This window comes from Pseudomonas sp. NFX183 (assembly GCF_047943075.1).
GTDB lineage: Bacteria > Pseudomonadota > Gammaproteobacteria > Pseudomonadales > Pseudomonadaceae > Aquipseudomonas.
This window is the reverse complement of the sequence record NZ_CP181333.1, coordinates 5036936-5051714: the sequence shown is the minus strand read 5'-3', so window position 1 is coordinate 5051714 and position 14779 is coordinate 5036936. Positions and strand designations below refer to the sequence as shown.

Sequence of the window (14779 nt, the reverse complement as noted above, 5' to 3'; positions counted from 1 at the left end):
AAACGGCCTGAGCAGGCCGTTTTTTTTCAATCGCAGACCTTACGCAAGGCTCTTGCTGACCACCTCGAATACGTCGCTGGACAGCTCACCGGAGGCACGAATGCGCTCCAGTTCCGCCTTCATCAGCGCCTGGCGCGCGCTGTCGTATTTGCGCCAGCGCGTCAACGGCGCCAACTGGCGCGAAGCGATCTGCGGGTTGAACCCGTTCAACTGGATCACCAAATCGGCCAGGAAACGATAGCCCGAGCCATCGGCAGCGTGGAAGTTGATCAGGTTCTGCCCGGCAAACGCGCCGACCAGCGCCCGCACCTTGTTCGGGTTCTTGATGTTGAACGCCGGGTGCTCCATCAATGCCCTGACGCGCGCCAGGCCGCCCGGCAAGGTACTGCCGGCCTGCACGCTGAACCATTGGTCCATGACCAGCGGGTTGTCCTTGAAGTTCTCGGCAAACACCGCCAACGCCTGCGCCTTTTCCGCCTCAAACGGCGAGTTGACCAACACGGCCAGCGCCGTCAGGCGCTCCGTCATGTTGTCGCTGGTGTCGAACTGGTCCAGCGTCGCCGCCAGCACTTCCTGCTTGCCGCTGAGCATCAGGTACGACAGCGCAATGTTCTGCAGGGCGCGACGGGCAAAGTGCTCGGCCGCGGCCACGTAAGGTGTCTGCTTGGACAACTCGCGGTTCGCCTGGTAGCGCAGCCACAGCGATTCGTAGAGGTTGTCGGCCAGCTGCTTGCGCGCATACTCACGGGCGGCGTGAATAGCGTCCACATCCGCCACTTCACTGATTTCAGTCAGGTAGGCCTCGCTTGGCAGCGAGAGCATCTCGGCGACCATCGCCTGGTCCAGGCTTTCATCGCTCAACACCGTGCGCAGCGCGTCGATCAGCCGTTGATCCAGCTTCAGCGGCTGACCCGCTTGATGCTGTCCGATCAGCTCCTGCAACACTTGCACCGACAGTTGCTGGCCGGCATCCCAGCGATTGAACCCGTCGCTGTCGTGCTGCATCAGGAACATCAGCTGGTCGCGGTTGTACGGGAAGCTCAGTTTCACCGGCGCCGAGAAGCCGCGCAGCAACGACGGCAGCGGCTGTTCGGCGATATTGACGAAGGTGAAGGTCTGCTCGGCTTCGGTCACCGAAATCACTCGGGACGTAGCGCCAGCGCTGGCCTCACCGGCCAGGCGCAAGGCAATACCGGCGCCCTTGGCGTCCAGCAGGCCCAGCGCCACAGGGATCACGAACGGCAGTTTTTCAACCTTGTCCGGGGTTTGCGGGCAGCTTTGACGGAAGGTCAGGCTGTAGGTCTTGGCAGCGGCGTCGTAGGACTCGCTCACCGCCAGACGCGGTGTACCGGCCTGGCTGTACCAGCGTTTGAACTGGCTCAGGTCCGCGCCGTTGGCGTCTTCCATGGCCTTGATGAAGTCGTCGCACGTCACGGCCTGGCCGTCGTGGCGCTCGAAATAGAGGTCACTGCCCTTACGGAAGCCTTCAGCGCCGAGCAAGGTGTGGATCATGCCGACCACTTCCGAGCCCTTTTCGTACACGGTCAGGGTGTAGAAGTTGGAGATCTCGATGAAGCTGTCCGGGCGCACGGCGTGGGCCATGGGGCCTGCGTCTTCAGCGAACTGGTGAGTGCGCAGGTACGCCACGTCCTGGATGCGCTTGACCGTGGCCGAGTTCATGTCGGCGGAGAAGCCGGAATCACGGAACACCGTGAAGCCTTCCTTCAACGACAGCTGGAACCAGTCGCGGCAGGTCACGCGGTTACCCGACCAGTTGTGGAAGTATTCGTGGGCCACGATCGCCTCAACCCGCTGGTGCGCGGCGTCAGTGGCGGTTTCGGCGCGCGCCAGCACGGCGCTGGAGTTGAAGATATTGAGGCCCTTGTTCTCCATGGCGCCCATGTTGAAGTCGTTGACCGCCACGATCATGAAAATGTCGAGATCGTACTCGCGGCCGTAGGTCTCTTCGTCCCAGCGCATGGATTTTTTCAGGCTGTTCATGGCGTGCTGGCATTTGTCGATGTTTTCCGGCTCGACGTAGATGCGCAGCGCCACTTCACGATTGGTCATGGTGGTGAAGGTGTCTTCGACGCACCACAAATCACCGGCCACCAGCGCGAACAGGTAGGCCGGTTTCTTGAACGGGTCTTCCCAGGTCGCCCAGTGGCGCCCGTCTTCACCCGGGCCGCTGGCAATCGGGTTGCCGTTCGACAGCAGCACCGGGTAGCTGTGTTGCTCGGCGATCACCGTGGTGGTGAAGGTGCTCATCACGTCCGGGCGGTCGAGGTAGTAAGTGATCTTGCGGAAGCCTTCGGCCTCGCACTGGGTGCAGAACATGCCGCTGGATTTGTACAGGCCTTCCAGCGCGGTGTTGGTTTCCGGGTGGATGCGCACGCTGGTGTCGACCGTGAAGGTCTCGCTGGTCGGGTGCAGGGTCAGGTGGCTGTCGGTCAACTGGTAGTCGGCTTCGCTCAGCTCACGGTCGCCCAGGTTGACGGTCAGCAGTTCAAGCTGCTGGCCATCGAGCACCAGCGGCGGCAGGCCCGCACCACGCTCGGGGTTGCGGCGCATCACCAGCTGCGCGTGGACCAGGCTGTGGTCCTCGAACAACTCGAAGGTCAGGTGCGTCTCTTCGATCAGGTAGTCCGGCGCCTGATAGTCCTTCAGGTAAATCATCTTCGGTTGTTCGGTGCGCATGGGTGGCATCCTTTTACTGATGCACGGCGAGCTGGTAGGCCGTGTACTTACGAATGTTGATAACGCCGGTGTCGAAGATCAGGTATTGGCCCTTGATCCCCAACAGCGTGCCTTCGGCAATCGGGTTCTTGTCCAGGTTGAAGCTGACGATCTTGGTCGGATACTGCTCGACCGGGTAGCGGATTTCGATCGGTTCAATGTCGGCAATCGTTTGGATGGCCTGCAGGCCAAAGCGTTCCTGCAAACTCAGCAGGCCTTCGGCGCACGAGGCGAACAGCGCATCGCGCACTTCGGTCAGGTCCACCGCCACCGCATCGCCCTTGAGCAGTGCGCGCCAGTTGGTCTTGTCGGCCACCTGGCTGCGGAACAGGTCTTCGACGAAGCCCGATTGCTGGCGGGTTGCCACGCGCATGATCGGCAGCGCCTGGCTGGCGCCCTGGTCCAGCCAGCGTGTCGGCAGCTGGGTGGCGCGGGTGATGCCGACTTTGATGCCTGACGAATTGGCCAGGTAAACCACGTGGTCGGTCATGCAGAATTGCTCGCCCCAGCCTGGATCACGGCAGGTGCCGGCGTCGTAATGGCAACGCTCGGGGCTCATGATGCACAGGTCGCACTGGGCCAGTTTGGTCATGCACGGGTAGCAATAACCCTGGCTGAAACTGGTTTTGGTCTTGCGGCCGCAATGGCTGCAATGGATGGCGCCGAGGTATTCCAGGCGCACGTGCGTGCCGATCAACGGATTGACCGGCACCTCGGTATCGCCCAGGCGAAACGCGTATTGAACGGTCGGCTCACCGAGTTGCGCCGACATTTTGCTGACTGCACCGCGACCAATTTCAATCAATGGATCGCATCCGACTTGAACAGAATGTTCGGCACCGGTGCCGATTTCGACGCGCATTCCTGCGGGCCCATGTAGCCGGTGCGCTGCTCTTCGGGCAGGTTCTGGATTTCCCAGGCGATCACCGCTTGCAGCGACAGCTCCCGCTGCTCGGCGGTGAGCTTGCGGCCGTCGGACCACTTGCCGATTTCCACGGCGAGCTTGAGGCTCTCGTAGATGTCCGGGGTGATGTTTTCGATCATTTCAGCAAAAGAGGACATAAGGCTCTTCCTTATCAAATGGAGGCTTTGCGGCGGTTGTACAACCCACCCAGCAAGCCCGTCAGGCAACCGATGACCAAGCCGCTCAGATGAGCCGCGTTGGCGATTTCGCCGAAACCGATCATCGAGATCAGCCCCGACATGCAGAGCACCAGCCATATCAGCATCATCGCCAGCACCCCGCGAGGCAGGCGATAAGCCGGGTTGGGCGACAGCAACTGGAAAATCCAGCAATGCCCGAGCAAGCCATACAACACGCCGGACAGGCCGCCAAACAGGCTCGGGCCGCCATAGGCGTATTGCGCGTAATTGGAAACCAGGCTGAACAGCAGGGTCAGGCCCAGCAGGTTGATACTGCCCTGGCGCACTTCAATGCGCCGGCCGAGTTCCCAGTACCACATGCCGTTCATGGCCAAATGCAGGATGCCGAAGTGGATCAGCATCGGCGTGACCAACCGCCACCATTGCCCCGACGCCATAGTCTGGGCAAAGGGCGTGAACTGAAGGTACTCGCCCGTCACATGGAACGGCAGAAACGTCAGCCAGCTCATGGTTTGCAGGTTTTCACCCAGCAACGTCACCGCGCCAACAATGATGCTCGCCAGCAGCACCAGCGCCGTCACCGGGCTGTGGCGTACCTGCTGCACAAAGCTGGGACGCGTAACGGGCGCCCGCTCGGGGATGTCCAGTTGCTGGTCCGGGTCACCGTCGGGAAAGCGTTGGTACAACACGCGCACGTCGTCGCTGATGGTTTCTGGCACCCACAGCACCTGCTCGCCGGCCTCTTCGCTGACACGATGGGGCACTTGCATGCGTTGCAGCAACTTGACGAAACCCGCCAGGTCGACACTCAGCGGCAAGCGCAAAACAGCTACGGTACTCATGAAATAACCTCAGGGCGCTCAACGTCGACCCAGACAAATTTACGCGGATCCAGCTGGGTTTCCTGGTCCAGCCGATACGCCACCAGCTTGCCGTACAGCACAGCGCTGTAATCCAGGCAGGCCAGGTTCGGGCGGATCGGCGCGGGTTTGCCGCTGCGCCAGTAATGGCCGACGAACAGCAACGGCTCGTCGACGCCATAACGCAGCAGGGAATTTTTTTCGCTGGACGACAGCGGCGTACGCGCCACCGGCTCCGGCAGCGCATCGGGCTGGAACACGATGTCGCCATAGGTTTTCGGGTCGTCTTCCCAGAATTTGGTGCGAAAGAACGAGCGCGTCAGCCCATCGCCACCGGTCAGCGTCAGGCCATCCGGCAGGCGCATGTCGGTGCCGCGCAGCAGGCGGTCGAAGGCGTTGCAGGCAAAACTGCCCGGTACGGCGGCGGCCTGCAGAAAGTGCTGGTCGATGCAGCCATCCGGGAACGTCGCGCGCAGCGGCTGGATAAAGCCCTCGTCCCAACACGCGTGCACCACACGGAAACGCCCGGCGTCGACAAACAGCGGCATGTCATAGAACCAGCCGAGAAAGTCATGCCAGTCGGCCGGGTGGTGCTCGAACTGGGTCAGGGTCTCGTGGATCAACCGCGCGTGCCGTGGGTTGTGTTCGCGCACAAACTGCTTGCCACTGCCCGGCGGCGCGGGTGTGCTCCAGCCCAGCGCGTTGAATTCGTGATTGCCCATGATGCACAGCGCCTGACCGGCCTCGGCCATGTCGTGGACGATGTGCAGCGCCTCGCGAATGCGTGGGCCACGGTCGATGATATCGCCGAGGAACACCGCCATTCGCGTCGGATGGCGCCAGGTGCCGCCCTGTTTCTGGTAGCCCAGCCGGTCGAGCAAGTGCTCAAGGGTATGAGCGCAACCGTGCACGTCACCAATCAGGTCGTAGCTACGCGCGGGATCGAGCATCAGTCGCCTCCACCCCCCAAGCGGCTGCCCCAGCCCAACTTGGTCCGGCACACTTCGTAATAGTTGTGGTCCAGCGGGTGGATCAACCGCAACTTCTGCGCCTTCTTGCTCACGGTGATGGTGTCACCGGGGGCGCAGGTGAAATGGTTCTGCCCGTCACAGGAGACTTGCGGGTAGATCTGCATGTCTTTGGACACCACGATTTTCAGCTCACTGTTGCCATCGACCACAATTGGCCGGCTGGACAACATATGGGGGTACATCGGCACGATCACAATGGCATCCAGCTTGGGGTGCATGATCGGACCGCCGGCCGACAGCGCGTACGCCGTGGAACCGGTCGGCGTGGCCACGATCAGGCCGTCGGCCTTCTGGCTGCACACGAACTGGCCGTCGATATACAGCTCGAACTCGATCATCCGCGTCGACTTGCCGGGGTGCAGCACCACGTCGTTGAGCGCGTCGCCCTGGCCGATGGCTTCGCCGTGGCGGCGTACTTCGGCCTGCAGCAGGAAGCGGTTTTCGACCAGGTAATGGCCATCGAGCACCTTGGCCACTTCGACTTCCAGGTCATCGGGGCGGATATCGGTCAGGAACCCCAAACTGCCGCGGTTGATCCCCAGCACCGGCACGTTATGCCGCGCCAACGCCCGGGCTGCGCCGAGCAGGCTGCCGTCACCGCCGACCACAATCACCATGTCGCAGACTTCGCCGAGCATTTTGCGCGACGAGGTTTGCAGGCCATGGCCCGGCAGGATTTCGGCGATGGTGTCTTCGAGGATCACGTGCAGGTGGCGCTCGAGCAGAAACTTTTTCAGTCGGCGGACGGTGTCCAGCACCTGGGTACTGCCCAAGCGACCGATAATGCCGATATTGCGAAATTGCTCCATGGGGCTCCTGCGGGGTTTGGGGTGTGGCGAAAAACAACGATTATGGGCGAAAGGCCGCGTCAGGCAAAATCCTTTGTCGCCGTGAACCCTTGATGACAATGGTTCTCAGCCACCTGTACAGACGTTAAACGGCTATGCTCGGACCATGACTGTGTTCCCGGATTTGCACAACCTGCCCCGCCAACTGCGCCACCCCGAAGTGCGCGATTTGGCGTGGGTGATGCTTGCCCCGCCGATGCTCGCGCAAACGCCCTGGCCGCAGCGCCACCCGCTGGCGGGCAGCGAGTGGGTGCAGGCACCGCATCTGCTGGAGCGATGGTTACGCGCGCTCGATCAAGACAGCAGCGCCTTGCAGCACTGGCTAAGCCTTGCCCGCACACGGCGCCTGGGCCTGTATTACGAGCGCCTGTGGCAATTTGCCGTGCAGCATGCGCCGGGCGTGGAATTGCTCGCCGCCAACCTGCCGATCCGCCGCGCCGGGCATACCTTGGGCGAGCTGGACATGCTGCTGCGCGACCGCGATGGCGTGCACCACCTGGAACTGGCGATCAAACTGTATCTCGGGCCGCAGGACGGCAACGGCCTGGACGCCGCGCAATGGCTGGGGCCGGGGTGCCATGATCGGCTGGACCGCAAGCTGGCACACCTCGCTCAGCATCAGTTGCCGATTTCAGCGCGTGCGGAAAGCCGCGAGGCATTGGCGGCGCTGGATATCCAGCAGTTCGATGCGCATTTGTGGCTCGGCGGGTATTTGCTCTATCCCTGGCCCGGCCAGGCCGAACCCCCTCACGGTGCCCATCCGCAGCATCTGCGGGGGCGCTGGCTGCATCAGCGCGATTGGCCGGCGCTGGTCAGTGCCAGCCCGCCGGGGCGCTGGCAACCGCTGCCGCGGCATGCCTGGCTTGCGCCGGCGCATTACCCGCAGGACGAGGTGTGGAGTGAGGAGCAAATGCACGGCTGGCTGGCGGCACTTGACCCGATGGCGCCGGCGCAGCTTCTGGTACGCATGGTTCGCAATGGCGAGGATTGGGAAGAAGCCGAACGCCTGTTCCTGGTGGCCGACCTCTGGCCCAACGTCCCAGGCGTTACTTGACCTTCAAGTGCCGTGCGTACCAGGGCCGCCTCGGCACACGCTTGAACAATGCCTGCAAGCCTTCGTCCTCAGCGGCAAAGGTAATACGCAGCGCCAGCTTCATGGTCTCCGGGTCCATCTCCATCGACCTGCCCATTTGCAAACCCGGCGTGGTGCTGCAGCCGTGAGTGTCCGGCCCCAGCCACGGATCGCCGACTTCCACCCAACGCCCCTGCGCGAACCAGTTCACGCCATTGACTTCCAGCCGGCTGACCTCACCGGGGTTGAAGCGCTCGTGGGCGCGAAACCAATCCTCGATGCGGTCATCGATCCAGCCGTGAAAATGCCAGAACACCGGGTTTACATGGGATGAAAACGGGTCACCGAGAAAGTCGTTCTCCGGCGCATACCAACGCGCGGCAAAGTCCGACGGGTCGCGGGCGAACGGCACCGGCGCGCCGTTGGACGGGTCACGCGGCACCGAGGCCCAGCGCATGTGCAGCCAGTCGTGCAGGCCTAATTCCATCTCGGAACCCAATTGCCCAAGGCTCAGCTTGGCCAGGTAACGTGGGTCGCGGTATTGGGATTCCCAGACCTGAAAGTTGCTGTGGTAAGTCTGGGCCGCCTTGATATCGCTGACCCACTGGGTGTATTCGCTGTCATCCGGCGCCGACCAACAGGGCGGCAACGCGAAGCCGTCGTGGTTATCGAAGTAACGCACAAAGCCCAGACGGTCGCGTTCCAGCGCCGGCTGCGGCTCGGGGAATTGCGGCCACGACGGCAAATCTTGCATGGAACGCGCATTGCCGAGCATATGGCGGTGCATGAAAAAGAAGTCGATACCCGAGCCGTTGCGATCTTTGCGTTTGCCACGGGCGTCGCGTTCCTGGCCGCGCGGGCCGGGCTGCCAGCCGATGCCGCGCAAGGCGTCGCGCTTTTCTTCCGAGAGCTTGTGCCACTGGTCGCGGGTGGCGTGCCAGAGTTGGTGAAACAGGCGGTGCTCCGGCGAAATCAGCCAGGCCAGCAGCGTCGGGTTCAGGCCGATGCGTTGGCGGGCTTCGGGAAACAATTGCTTGTGGGCTATAAAGCGGTTGTCACGCTCGGTCAATGCCAAGGGGCGATCGAGGTTGAGGATCTGCCCGCTGAGGGTGCTGCTGCCGGCGTTAGCGAAGTCGGCCCAGACTTCATCGAGGGTCATCTTGAATTCATAGGCCGGTGCGCCGTCGGCCGCCTCGCGGTCGATCAGGCGCCAGTAAAGCAAGGCGCCCTCGCCTGTCAGCACGTCACCGAGTACGCGGTAACGCGGCTCACCTTCGGCGCGCAGGGCTTCAGCGGTGTCCAGGTAGCCGCGCAGGCCACGGCCACGCGGGGCGATGTCCAGCAGCAGTTCCAGGCCTTGCAGTGGCAAGCCCTTTAGCCCGGCGTCGCGGCCTTCCAGGCGCAGGCTCCACACACCGCGCAAAATGTTCGCCAAATGCTGGCCTTCGGTGTCGGCCAAATCCACCGTGGCCTCGCCCGGGGTAATGGGGAATTCTTCTTCACGCGTCAGCTCGCGATGGGCATAAAAGGCCGCCGGCACGGCAGCGCCCGTCAGCGCCAGGCCTGCGATGAACCCACGTCGAGAGATCGTCATTGTCTACCTTAGGAAACGGCTTAATCAGAGCTAGAACGTTTGCAGCCTTCGCAAATTTACCGCCGCGCGAAGCGGGCCTAAATTTCCCCGGCCATGACTCGTTCTTCCCTGATAGCAAAGGCCTCAACTGACTGAGATGGCAATGACAAAACCACGTTCGAAAAAGGCGCTGTTGATCGGCCTGCCGCTGGCATTGGCCATCGGCGCCGGGGCCGGCTTTCTGGTCTGGGACCACTGGTTTCGCGGCAATGCCGGTTACCCGCTGGAGGTGATCAAGCAAGCCAATGAAATGCAGGACCGCCTGCTGTCGTTCGACAGCCACATCACGGTGCCGATGGATTTCGGCACGGCCGGCAATGAGGCCGACAAAGATGGCAGCGGCCAGTTCGACCTGGCCAAGGCGGCGCGCGGGCGCTTGTCGGGCGCAGCCCTGACGATTTTCGGCTGGCCGGAAATCTGGAACGGCCCCAACGCGCCGCATAAGCCCACCGACGGTTTTGTCGAGGAGGCCCGCCACGAGCAAGAGGTGCGCTACAAGATCATCTCCGGCATGGTGCGCGACTTTCCCAACCAGGTTGGCATCGCCTACACCCCGGACGATTTGCGCCGCCTGCACGGTGAGGGCAAATTTGCGGTGTTTATCAGCATGCTCAACGCCTACCCGCTGGGCGATGACCTGAACCAACTGGACCTGTGGGCGGCGCGCGGCATGCGCATGTTCGGCTTCAGTTATATCGGCAACAACGCCTGGTCCGACTCGTCGCGCCCACTGCCGTTTTTCAATGATTCGACCGACGCCCTCGAAGGACTGTCGCCCATCGGCCAGCAGGCGGTGCATCGCCTCAATGACCTGGGCGTGATCATCGACGTGTCGCAAATGTCGACCAAAGCCCTGGAGCAGGTGGCGCAATTGAGCCGTACGCCGATGGTGGCGTCCCACTCGGCGCCGCGCGCCTCGGTAGATATCCCGCGCAACCTCAGCGACAAGGAGTTGCAACTGATCAAGAACAGCGGCGGCGTGGTTCAAGTGGTGGGCTTCCCCGCCTATTTGCGTCCGCTGAGCCAGCCAACCCAGGACAAACTCAACGCCCTGCGCGCGCGGTTCGACCTGCCGCCGCTGCCCAACCTGGCCATGGCCCTGATGCCCGGCGACGCAATCATTGCCGCCTGGCCCGAGCAGAAGTTCGGCCAGTACGCCCAGGGCCTGTACGGCATTCTCGAAGAAGAACCCAAGGCCACCCTCAAGGATTGGGGCGACGCCATCGACTACACCGTGCGCAAGATCGGCATCGATCACGTCGGCATCTCGTCGGACTTCAACGACGGCGGCGGCATCCAGGGCTGGGAGAACGTCGGCGAGGTGCGCAACGTCACCGCTGAGCTGATCCAGCGTGGCTACTCCGAAGCCGACATCGCCAAGCTGTGGGGAGGCAACTTCCTGCGCGTATGGGACCAGGTACAAAAAGCCGCCAAGCCCTTGGCCAACCGCTAACCACCTAGAAGCACGTCCATGACTGATCGCCGTACATTTCTCAAACAGGCCGGTGTCTTCGCCGCCAGCCTGCCGCTGGGCGCTGCGCTGATACCTCAAGCATTGGCCGACAACCCGGCACCCGCTGCGAACGACCCATGGACGGGGTTGAAACAGCTGTTCAACCAGGACCCGAACTACCTGCACTTCTCCAACTTCCTGGTGGCCTCGCACCCCAAGCCGGTGCGCGAGGCGATCGACCGCTACCGCCAGCAGATCGACCGCAACCCAGGGCTGGCGATGGATTGGGGTCTTGAGGAAACCTGGAAACGCGAAGGCCAGGTACGGGAATGGGCCGGTCGCTACTTGAACGCCAAGCCGGCACAAATTGCTCTCACCGGCAGCACCTCCGAAGGGCTGGCGATGATCTACGGCGGGATAAAGCTGCGGCCCGACCAGGAAATCCTCACCACCGTGCACGAGCATTACGCCACCCAGAACGTCCTGGATTTTCGCGTGCTCAAGCAAGGCACGCAGGTGCGCCGGTTCAGGCTGTTCGAAGACGCCAATCGCGTGTCTGCCGACGAAATCCTCGGCAATATCCAGCGCAATATTCGCCCCAACACCCGCGTGCTGGGCATGACCTGGGTGCAGTCGGGCAGTGGCGTGAAACTTCCGATTGGCGAGATCGGCAGGCTGGTGGAGGCACTCAACCGTCACCGCGATGAAAACGACCGCATTCTCTACGTGGTGGACGGCGTGCACGGTTTTGGCGTGGAAAACCTCGACTTCCCCGACATGCACTGCGACTTCTTTATCGCCGGCACACATAAATGGATGTTCGGTCCGCGCGGTACCGGCCTGGTGTGCGCCCGTGACGCCGAAAACAAATACGTGACGCCGATGGTGCCGACCTTCTCCGAAGACACCAATTTCGCCACCACCATGACGCCCGGCGGTTACCACGCTTTTGAGCATCGCTGGGCGGTGGACGAAGCCTTCAAGCTGCATTTGCAGTTGGGCAAGCCGCAAGTGCAGGCGCGCATTCACGCGCTCAACAGCGAATTGAAAAGCCGTTTGCTGGCTCACTCGCAGATCGAACTGGTGACGCCGCGCAGCCCTGATCTCTCCGCCGGTTTTACCTTCTTCCGCGTCAAGGGCCAGGACAGCGAGGCCGTGGTCGCCCACATGATGAAAAACCGCGTGGTGATCGATGCGGTAGACCGCGATGTCGGCCCCGTGATTCGCACCTCCCCCGGCCTGCTTAACAGCTCGGATGAAATCCAGCGCTTCATGAGCTTGCTGAGCCAACGGTTGTGAACCCTTTTTCCTTTGAACGAGATGCCCACATGACTCCATCCCAACTCAAGCCCCTCACTGCCCTGGCGCTGACCGCCCTGTGCGGCGCGCTGTTGCCAGGCCTGGCCCAGGCCGCCACCGCGCAACCGGGCAAAGTATTCAAAGACTGCAAGGACTGCCCGGAAATGGTCGTGCTGCCGGCCGGCACCTTTACCATGGGCACCCCGGAAGACGAAGTCGGCCGCGAGCCCGACGAAGGCCCGATGCATGAGGTGACCTTCGCCAAACCCTTTGCCATGAGCCGCTTCCATATCACCGCCGGTGAATGGGACAGCTATATCCGCCAGACCGGCGTCAAGATCGCCGACGGCGACACCCGCCCAGGGCGCGAATGCATCGCCAGCAAGCCACGCTACCCACAAGGCCCGCGCCAGCCGGCGGTGTGCATGGACATGGACGACATCAAGAACTATGTGGCCTGGCTGTCGAAAAAGACCGGGCAGAAGTACCAGATGGTCAGCGAAGCGCAACGTGAATATGCGGCGCGTGCGGGCACCACCGGGCCGTTTCCGTTTCCTTTCGATGAGGGCAAGGGTTACAGCATCGCCGAACATGCCAACACCTACGGCCCGGCGGATGGCTACAGCTATTCCTCGCCGGTGGGCAGCTACCCGCCGAATGCGTTTGGCATGTACGACATGCATGGCAATGTCTATGAGCGGGTTGCCGACTGCGAGCACCCCAACTACGTCGGTGCGCCCACCGACGGCAGCGCCTGGGTCGAACCGAACTGCGAGAGCTACCAGATCCGCGGCAATGACTGGGGCGAAGCGCCCGTGTTTTCACGCTCGGGCAACCGCAACAATATTTACCCGCAAACGCGCGGCGACTGGATTGGCTTTCGGGTAGTGCGCGAGCTTTAAGCGCGGCGCCGTTCAAAATGTGGGAGCTGGTTTGCCTGCGATAGCGGTGTGTCAGTCATCACTTTATCGACAGGGCCGCCGCCTTCGCGGGCAAGCCCGCTCCCACATTTTGCCCTGAGTACACCAGGTAAAAATTCGCGATACCTGTTGGGGCGACTGGGCCTAGGGTCGTGCGCAAGCCGTCAAGACCGCCACCGTTCAAATGTGGGAGCTGGCTTGCCTGCGATAGCGGTGTGTCAGTCACCCTTTTATCGCCAGGGCCGCCGCCTTCGCGGGCAAGCCCGCTCCCACATTTTGCCTTGCGTAAATCAGGTAAAAATTCGCGATACCTGTTGGGGGCGGCTGGGCTTAGGGTCGTGCGCAAGCCGTCAAGACCGCCACCATTCAAATGTGGGAGCTGGCTTGCCTGCGATAGCGGTGTGTCAGTCACCCCTGTATCGACAGGGCCGCCGCCTTCGCGGGCAAGCCCGCTCCCACATTTTGCCTTGCGTACATCAGGTAGAAATTCGCGATACCTGTTGGGGGCGACTGGGCTTAGGGTCGTGCGCAAGCCGTCAAGACCACCACCATTCAAATGTGGGAGCTGGCTTGCCTGCGATAGCGGTGTGTCAGTCACCCCTGTATCGACGGGGCCGCCGCCTTCGCGGGCAAGCCCGCTCCCACATTTTGCTTTGCGTACATCAGGTAAAAATTCGCGGTACCTGTTGGGGCGACTGGGCTTAGGGTCGTGCGCAAGCCGTCAAGACCGCCACCATTCAAATGTGGGAGCTGGCTTGCCTGCGATAGCGGTGTGTCAGTCACCCCTGTATCGACGGGACCGCCGCCTTCGCGGGCAAGCCCGCTCCCACATTTTGGTTCTGCAGGTACCCATAGGGCTGTGTTCAGGCCTGCTTGGCCAACAACTCCAAGCCTTCGTGCAACGCCGGGAACAGGCTGTTGTTGAAGTTGTTCCAGCGCAGTTCGAGGATGGTGTCCTCGGGCGAAATCTCGGTTTTCAGCACGTCGTGAAACACTTCACCCGAATCAATGCCGTTATCCACGTAGTGGAACGACGCGCCGGTGAGGTACAGCGGCTCGGACGGCGTGGTGGCCTTGGTCGCCCAATCCACCACGGTTTGCCCGCGCGCACCATACAACGCATTCCAGGTGGCGTACGCGCCGCGGCGTTCGTAAGGCGATTCGATGCGCGTAATGCCTGGGTGAATGTTCATGATGCGCCGCGCAAACGGCGCGCCTGGCCGCACCAACTCATCCAGAATCACCAGCAAACCATCCAGCACGACGATATCGGCTTTCAATTCCACCAGCGTGTCGTGCAGGCGGCGCTCGAAATCCTGCTTGCCGGCGATGTGCTCGGCGCTGCCGCGTGGCAGACGGCGATAGGTGGACGGCACGCTCAGCAACAAATCGTTAACCAACCGGCCCTGCACCCGCAAATCAACCGGGTACAGCCACTGGCGGCCTGGTTTGTAGGCAAAGCCGTAATCGCTGACCAGTTGCTGGTCGCGCGGGTTCTGTTCGTCATCGTCGTACACCACGCCAACCAGGTTGTACGCCTCGCCCAATGGGGTGTCGTTCAACGAGCCCACCAGAAACTCCAGCACCGACTTCATGTAGCGCTCGTGGTCCTTGTAGGCCACCGGCTGCCCGGCCTTGTCGGCTGCGGCATTTCGCAGGGACCACACATACACCAGGTTCTTTTTCGTCATTGTTTCGCTCTCGCTGAATGGACTGCGCGCGGCGTCGATGCACGTGCGCCTACAGCACAAGAACGAACCAGCTGCGCGGCAATTTATGCCGCGCCACCAGCAAAGGGCACGCCGAGCTAAATACTCGCGCCG

The 14779-nt window shown here is 62.2% G+C and carries 12 protein-coding genes; 4 read left to right on the top strand and 8 right to left on the bottom strand.

The window, feature by feature from the left end:
- Nucleotides 1-39 precede the first annotated feature (39 nt).
- The 6 genes from pepN to ACM530_RS23605 are packed head-to-tail and all read right to left on the bottom strand — an operon-like array spanning nucleotide 40 to nucleotide 6540.
- Nucleotides 40-2697, bottom strand: coding sequence for an aminopeptidase N (gene pepN, locus ACM530_RS23630; RefSeq protein WP_416363294.1), 2658 nt, complete (start codon nucleotides 2695-2697; stop codon nucleotides 40-42).
- A gap of 13 nt (nucleotides 2698-2710) precedes the next feature.
- Nucleotides 2711-3541: a DUF2797 domain-containing protein gene (locus ACM530_RS23625; RefSeq protein WP_416363293.1), complete on the bottom strand. Its 831-nt coding sequence runs from the start codon at nucleotides 3539-3541 to the stop codon at nucleotides 2711-2713.
- Nucleotides 3538-3798, bottom strand: a complete 261-nt coding sequence (locus tag ACM530_RS23620) for a YeaC family protein (RefSeq protein WP_017138108.1) — start codon at nucleotides 3796-3798, stop codon at nucleotides 3538-3540. The genes ACM530_RS23625 and ACM530_RS23620 overlap by 4 nt, the downstream gene beginning before the upstream one ends.
- Nucleotides 3799-3812: 14 nt before the next feature.
- Nucleotides 3813-4682 (bottom strand): rhomboid family intramembrane serine protease, encoded by an 870-nt coding sequence (locus tag ACM530_RS23615; RefSeq protein WP_145165716.1) that lies wholly within the window; start codon nucleotides 4680-4682, stop codon nucleotides 3813-3815.
- Complete coding sequence (locus tag ACM530_RS23610; protein WP_404488435.1) at nucleotides 4679-5653, bottom strand: metallophosphoesterase; 975 nt, start codon at nucleotides 5651-5653, stop codon at nucleotides 4679-4681. Before ACM530_RS23610 ends, ACM530_RS23615 begins: the two co-directional genes overlap by 4 nt.
- Nucleotides 5650-6540 (bottom strand): NAD(+) kinase, encoded by an 891-nt coding sequence (locus tag ACM530_RS23605; RefSeq protein WP_010210870.1) that lies wholly within the window; start codon nucleotides 6538-6540, stop codon nucleotides 5650-5652. Before ACM530_RS23605 ends, ACM530_RS23610 begins: the two co-directional genes overlap by 4 nt.
- Before the next feature lie 145 nt (nucleotides 6541-6685).
- On the opposite strand from ACM530_RS23605, the gene ACM530_RS23600 reads away from it, so the two are divergent.
- The gene (locus ACM530_RS23600) at nucleotides 6686-7633 is read left to right on the top strand and encodes a DUF1853 family protein (protein WP_145165718.1); all 948 of its coding nucleotides are present in this window, start codon (nucleotides 6686-6688) and stop codon (nucleotides 7631-7633) included.
- Here ACM530_RS23600 and ACM530_RS23595 read toward each other — a convergent pair.
- Nucleotides 7626-9245: a PvdJ/PvdD/PvdP-like protein gene (locus tag ACM530_RS23595; RefSeq protein ID WP_242198366.1), complete on the bottom strand. Its 1620-nt coding sequence runs from the start codon at nucleotides 9243-9245 to the stop codon at nucleotides 7626-7628. The genes ACM530_RS23600 and ACM530_RS23595 overlap by 8 nt on opposite strands.
- A 142-nt stretch (nucleotides 9246-9387) precedes the next feature.
- Here ACM530_RS23595 and pvdM point away from each other — a divergent pair, with 142 nt between their 5' ends.
- The 3 genes from pvdM to ACM530_RS23580 are packed head-to-tail and all read left to right on the top strand — an operon-like array spanning nucleotide 9388 to nucleotide 12938.
- Nucleotides 9388-10737: a pyoverdine-tailoring dipeptidase-like protein PvdM gene (pvdM, locus tag ACM530_RS23590; protein ID WP_242198368.1), complete on the top strand. Its 1350-nt coding sequence runs from the start codon at nucleotides 9388-9390 to the stop codon at nucleotides 10735-10737.
- A gap of 18 nt (nucleotides 10738-10755) precedes the next feature.
- Complete coding sequence (locus tag ACM530_RS23585) at nucleotides 10756-12036, top strand: aminotransferase class V-fold PLP-dependent enzyme (protein WP_416363292.1); 1281 nt, start codon at nucleotides 10756-10758, stop codon at nucleotides 12034-12036.
- Between the two features lie 29 nt (nucleotides 12037-12065).
- Nucleotides 12066-12938: a formylglycine-generating enzyme family protein gene (locus tag ACM530_RS23580; protein WP_416363291.1), complete on the top strand. Its 873-nt coding sequence runs from the start codon at nucleotides 12066-12068 to the stop codon at nucleotides 12936-12938.
- 881 nt (nucleotides 12939-13819) lie between these two features.
- On the opposite strand, the gene ACM530_RS23575 is transcribed toward ACM530_RS23580, so the two are convergent.
- On the bottom strand, nucleotides 13820-14647 hold the full coding sequence (locus tag ACM530_RS23575; RefSeq protein ID WP_416363290.1) for a N(5)-hydroxyornithine transformylase PvdF: 828 nt from the start codon (nucleotides 14645-14647) through the stop codon (nucleotides 13820-13822).
- Nucleotides 14648-14779: the final 132 nt, after the last annotated feature.